The sequence below is a fragment of the Kitasatospora nipponensis genome (genome assembly GCF_039528135.1).
Lineage (GTDB): Bacteria > Actinomycetota > Actinomycetes > Streptomycetales > Streptomycetaceae > Kitasatospora > Kitasatospora nipponensis.
In genome coordinates, this window is record NZ_BAAALF010000115.1 from 1 (window position 1) to 4,905 (window position 4,905).

The window sequence follows — 4,905 nt, forward strand, 5'->3', positions numbered from 1 at the left end:
CGCCGGTGGGCTGGTGACCTGGCAGGGCGTGGTCGGCGCGCCGGCCCGGGCCGCCCGGCAGGCCGCCGCCGTCCGGCCGACCGAGGCCGTGGTGGTCGGCCCCGGCAAGCCCGGTGCGCCGCTGCCGGCCGCCCGGTTCGCGGCCGGCGACCGGGTGACCATCCGCTGGACCTACCCGGCCGGCCACCCGGTCACCGGTCGGCTGGACCTGCCGAGGGCCGCCGCCCCCGGCGACCAGGTGGCGATCTGGGTGACCGCCTCCGGCGACCTGGCCGACCCGCCGGCCGGCCGCAAGGAGCTGACGGTGCTGGCCGTGGCGACCGGCACCGCGGTGGCGGTCCTGCCGTCGGGCGCGGTGCTCGCCGGGTACGGCCTGCGCCGACGGACCCTGGCCCGCCGGGCCGACGTGCTCTGGGACAGCGGCTGGGCGGCGGTGGAGCCGCACTGGTCCGGCCGCCTGCGCGGCGGGATCTAGGTCCTGACGGGGGAGGGTGAGGGTCGGTCAGCCCAGGGGCGGCAGGGCGGCCCGGGCCTGGTGGCCCAGGCGGTCGAGGGCGGTGGTCAGGCCGCTCGCCTCGGTGGGGGAGAGGGCGGCGCCGACCAGCCGGTCCGCCTCCCTGATGTGCGCGGCGGCCGCGGTCACCAGGGTCGACTCGCCGAGCCCGGTCATCCGGACCAGTTGGACGCGGCGGTCGCTCTCCGAGGGGGTCCGGGTCACCAGGCCGGCCTCGACCATGCGGTCGATCAGCCGGGTCGCGCCGCCGCTGGTCAGCACCAGGCCGCCGGAGAGCCGGCGCATCGGGGTGCCGGCCGGGGCCGCCGGGTCGGCCGCTTCGGCGTCGGCGGCGTCGGCGGCGAGGATCAGCAGGACTTCGAACATCGAGTGGCTGATGCCCGCCTCACGCTGGATGGCGCTGCCGAGCACCCGCTCCACCAGGGCGGAGGTGTTGAGCAGCACGCCGACCGCCCGGATCCGCTGGTCGGCCACCACCTGGGCGGCGTTCGCGGGCGCGGGCGCCGGCGTCGGTCCGGCGCTCCGCGGGGTCGCCTGCGGGTCCTGCATGCTGCGCGTCTCCTCCGTCGTCCCCCGCCGCTCCCGCGGTGGTCCGGCCCAGGCCCGGGGGACCATCGTCGCAGCCCGGGGCCTCAGTAGCCGACGGTGAAGCGCCGGCCGTCGTGCTGCGGCTGCTCGACCTCGTCGATCAGGGCGAGCGCGTAGTCCTCGGCCGTGATCCGGCTGGTGCCGTCCGCGGCGACGACCAGGTCCTCCAGGGCGGTGCGGTAGCCGCCGGTCCGCTCGCCCGGCTCGATCAGGCCGGCCGGGCTGAGGTTGGTCCAGCGCACGTCGGTGACGGTGCGGTAGTAGTTCAGCGCGTCACCGTGCGCGTGCATGATCTGCAGCAGCCACTCGGGCAGGCCCGGGGCGTCCCACACCTGCCGGCCGTCCGCGGTGCGCAGCGAGCCGGCACCGCCGACCGCGAGCAGTCGCGGCGCGTCGGCGCCGAGCGTGCGCAGCGCGGCCACCAGGGCCCGGGCGGAGGGCTCGATGGTGCTGCGGTGACCCGGGCCGTCGCCGCCGCCGACGGCGCTGACCAGGACGTCCTGCCCGGCGGCCGCGGCGGCCACCGAGGCCGGGTCGAGGGCGTCGCCGGTGGTCACGGTGAGGTTCGGGTGGCTCTGGGAGACCTTGGCGGGGTCGCGGACCACGGCGGTGACCTGGTGGCCGCGGTCCAGGGCCTCGCGGACGACGCGGCTGCCGATGGTGCCGGTGGCGCCGAGGACGGCGATCTTGGACATGGGGTTCTCCTCCGGGTGGCGGGGTCGGGCTCTGCTGTCGTCTGAGTCAACAGTAGCTGCGTAGTCAGATATTTCCCTCCGGCCTTGATTTCTCCGACGCATTCCCTCGAGACTGGTACGGTATGCGCACCCTGGTATGACTATGCAGGCGGGGGCGATGCCATGACCGACCAGCCGATGCCGCGGGGATTCCTCTCCCACACGGCGAACATGGGTCTCAAGGACCAGGCCGACGACTTCGCCGTGGTGGTGAGCGACGGCCCGGCCGTCTCGGCCGCCGTCTTCACCCGGTCCCGTTTCGCCGGCCCGAGCGTGCTGCTCAGCCGGGGTGACGCGGCCCGCCAGGACGCCCGGGGGATGGTGGTGATCTCCCGCAACGCCAACGTGGCGACCGGCGCGCAGGGCGCCCGGCACGCCGAGGAGATCCGCCGGCTGGTGGCGGCCAGGGTCGGGGTGGCGCCCGAACAGCTGGTGATCGGCTCCACCGGCGTGATCGGCCGCCGCTACCCGATCGAGTCGATCCGGGCGGGGATCGATCGGATCCCCGTGCCGCCCGCGGCGGCCGACTTCGGGGCGGCCGCCGCGGCCATCATGACCACCGACACCCGCGCCAAGTCGGTCCACCTGCGCTGCGGGGACGCGGTGGTGGTCGGGATCGCCAAGGGGGTCGGCATGATCGAGCCGAACATGGCCACCCTGCTGACCTTCTTCTTCACCGACGCCGAGCTGCCGGCGGCCGAGCTGGACGCGGTCTTCCGCCGGGTGATGGACCGGACCTTCAACGCGCTCAGCATCGACAGCGACACCTCCACCAGCGACACCGCCGCCGTCTTCGCCAACGGCCAGGCCGGCCCGGTGGATCCGGCGGCCTTCGAGCGGGTGCTGCACCAGGCCGCGCTGGCCCTGGTGCGGGACGTCGCCTCGGACGGGGAGGGCGCCTCCAAGCTGATCGAGGTGCGGGTGACCGGCGCCCGGGACACCGCGCAGGCCAAGCGGGTGGGCAAGGCGGTGGTCAACTCCCCGCTGGTGAAGACCTCGGTCCACGGCGCCGACCCGAACTGGGGCCGGGTGGCGATGGCGATCGGCAAGCTCCACGACGACACCGACCTCGACCCGGCCGCCATCTCGATCCACTACGGCCCGTGGGCGATGTTCCCCGGCGAGCCGGACGACCACCGGCTGGCCGCCGCCCGGGAGTACCTGTCCGGCCCCGAGGTGGTCATCGCGGTCGATCTCGGCCTCGCGGACGCGGAGTTCACCGTCTACGGCTGCGACCTCACCCCCGGCTACGTCGAGCTGAACGCCGGCTACACGAGCTGACCCCGGATGCCACCAGGGGGACCGCTCAGCGCGGGGCGGGGCGGTTGGTGGTGAGCCAGGTGGTGAAGGCGTCCAGGGCGGGGCCGGGGTCGCGGCGGCCCACGCCGATCCGGAACCGGTCGGTGGGGGTGGGGGTCAGCTCCGAGCGGTAGATCGAGGCGGGCAGCAGCAGGACGCCGGCCTGCGCCACCAGGTCCGCGCAGAACGCCTCGACGCCGTCCGCCCCCAGGTAGCGCGGGTAGGCCACGCAGCCGCCGTCCGGGGCGGACCAGCTGAACAGGTCGGGGAAGGCGGCGAAGAAGGCGTCGAACTGCGGCAGGTTCGCGGCGATGATCGCGCGGCTGCGCGCCACCAGCGCCGACCGGTTCTTCAGCGCGATCCGGGCCAGTACCTCGCTGGGGGCGGCGTTGCAGATCGTGGTGTAGTGCTTGGCGCGTTCCAGGGCGGTGCGCAGCGCCGGGTCGCGGCAGGCGATCCAGCCGATCCGCAGCCCGGGCAGGCCCAGTGCCTTCGAGGTGACGTTCAGCGACAGGGCCCGCTCGGAGAGGTCGGCGGCCTGCGGCAGGGTGGTCGCCGGGTCGCGCTCCAGACCCCGGTAGACCTCGTCGCTGAACAGGTGGATGCCCCGCTCGTCGCAGATCCGCGCCAGCTCCCGGAACTGCTCCACCGGGATCACCTTGCCGGTGGGGTTGTTGGGGAAGTTGACGGAGACCAGCCGGGTGGTGGGACGCAGCGCCGCGATGAGCTCGTCCAGGTCCAGCGCCCAGTCGCGGGCCGGGTCGAGGGCGACGCCGGTCACCGCGCAGAGCGCGAGCGGGACGGTCTCGGCGGCCTGGTAGTTCGGGGTGACCACCACGGCGTGGTCCTGCGGGCCGAGCAGCACCTGCATGGCCAGGTAGAGCGCCTCCTCGGCGCCCGCGAAGCAGATCACGTCCTCGGGGCCGGCCAGTCGGTAGCTGTCCGCGATGGCCCGGCGCAGTGCCGGGTCGCCGTGGGTCTCGGTGTAGCCGAGGGTCAGGGACTCCCAGGCGAGGCGGTCCCCGTCGTCGGCCAGTGCGAGCAGTTCGGCCATCGTCAGGGCCTGCGCGTCGGAGGCGGTGAGGTGGTGGCGGGCGGTGAACTCCCAGCGCGAGAAGTACGTTTCGAGCCGGAAGTCGGGCAGCCTGGTCACGCGGCCTGCTGGTGGTTCGCCATGTCCGGACGCTATGCGCGCCGGCCCGCACCTGTCCAGCAGGATCGCTGGGACCGGCGGGGAAAGAGGGGCAGACTGGGGGCATGTGCCGAAGCATCAAGACGCTCCGTCCGCCGATGACGCCCGACGTCACGGCGGAGGACATCCACGCCGCCGCCCTCCAGTACGTCCGCAAGGTCTCGGGCTTCCGGGCCCCGGCCGCGCACAACAGCCAGGTCTTCGAGCAGGCGGTGGCCGCCGTCGCGCAGGCCACTGCCGAGCTGCTGGCCGGCCTGGAGGTGCGCGGCGCCGTCCGGCCCGCCTGAGGGGCGGCGCCGGACCCGCGCGGGCGGGAACGCGAACGCCCGCGGCGCCGGCCGGTGGGCCGGTGCCGCGGGCGTGGCGGTGGATCAGCGGCGGGCCCCGCGGGGGCGGGTGCCCACCACGGCACCCGGGCCGGGCCGGGGCCGCGGCGGCAGCGGCGGCGACCGGCGCGCCGGCCTGCACGTCCAGGACCGGCGGCGCGCCCTTGACCAGGTCTCCGACGGCCGGCGGCTGGGCGTCGCCCGGGCGCGGCGGCGGCGGGGGGGCGGGGGGGGGCCGGGGGGGGGGGGGGG

At 75.5% G+C, this 4,905-nt stretch carries 6 protein-coding genes; 3 read left to right on the plus strand and 3 right to left on the minus strand.

Going from position 1 to position 4,905, the window contains the following annotated elements; translation table 11 throughout:
* Positions 1 to 475 (plus strand): hypothetical protein (locus tag ABD323_RS26430; protein WP_344444465.1); only part of this gene is annotated, 475 nt, incomplete at its 5' end.
* Positions 476 to 502: 27 nt separating this feature from the next.
* Here the strand turns inward: ABD323_RS26430 and ABD323_RS26435 are convergent.
* Both ABD323_RS26435 and ABD323_RS26440 read right to left on the minus strand, forming a co-directional pair.
* Positions 503 to 1,063, minus strand: coding sequence for a MarR family winged helix-turn-helix transcriptional regulator (locus ABD323_RS26435; RefSeq protein WP_344444466.1), 561 nt, complete (start codon positions 1,061 to 1,063; stop codon positions 503 to 505).
* 83 nt (positions 1,064 to 1,146) lie between these two features.
* Positions 1,147 to 1,797, minus strand: coding sequence for an NAD(P)-dependent oxidoreductase (locus ABD323_RS26440; RefSeq protein ID WP_344444467.1), 651 nt, complete (start codon positions 1,795 to 1,797; stop codon positions 1,147 to 1,149).
* Positions 1,798 to 1,959: 162 nt separating this feature from the next.
* On the opposite strand from ABD323_RS26440, the gene argJ reads away from it, so the two are divergent.
* A complete protein-coding gene (argJ, locus tag ABD323_RS26445) occupies positions 1,960 to 3,117 on the plus strand; it encodes a bifunctional glutamate N-acetyltransferase/amino-acid acetyltransferase ArgJ (RefSeq protein WP_344444468.1) in 1,158 nt (385 codons plus the stop codon).
* A gap of 25 nt (positions 3,118 to 3,142) precedes the next feature.
* Here argJ and ABD323_RS26450 read toward each other — a convergent pair whose 3' ends face one another.
* Complete coding sequence (locus ABD323_RS26450; RefSeq protein WP_344444469.1) at positions 3,143 to 4,288, minus strand: aminotransferase class I/II-fold pyridoxal phosphate-dependent enzyme; 1,146 nt, start codon at positions 4,286 to 4,288, stop codon at positions 3,143 to 3,145.
* A 104-nt stretch (positions 4,289 to 4,392) separates the two neighbouring features.
* On the opposite strand from ABD323_RS26450, the gene ABD323_RS26455 reads away from it, so the two are divergent.
* Positions 4,393 to 4,614, plus strand: coding sequence for a DUF2277 domain-containing protein (locus ABD323_RS26455; RefSeq protein ID WP_344444470.1), 222 nt, complete (start codon positions 4,393 to 4,395; stop codon positions 4,612 to 4,614).
* Positions 4,615 to 4,905: the final 291 nt, after the last annotated feature.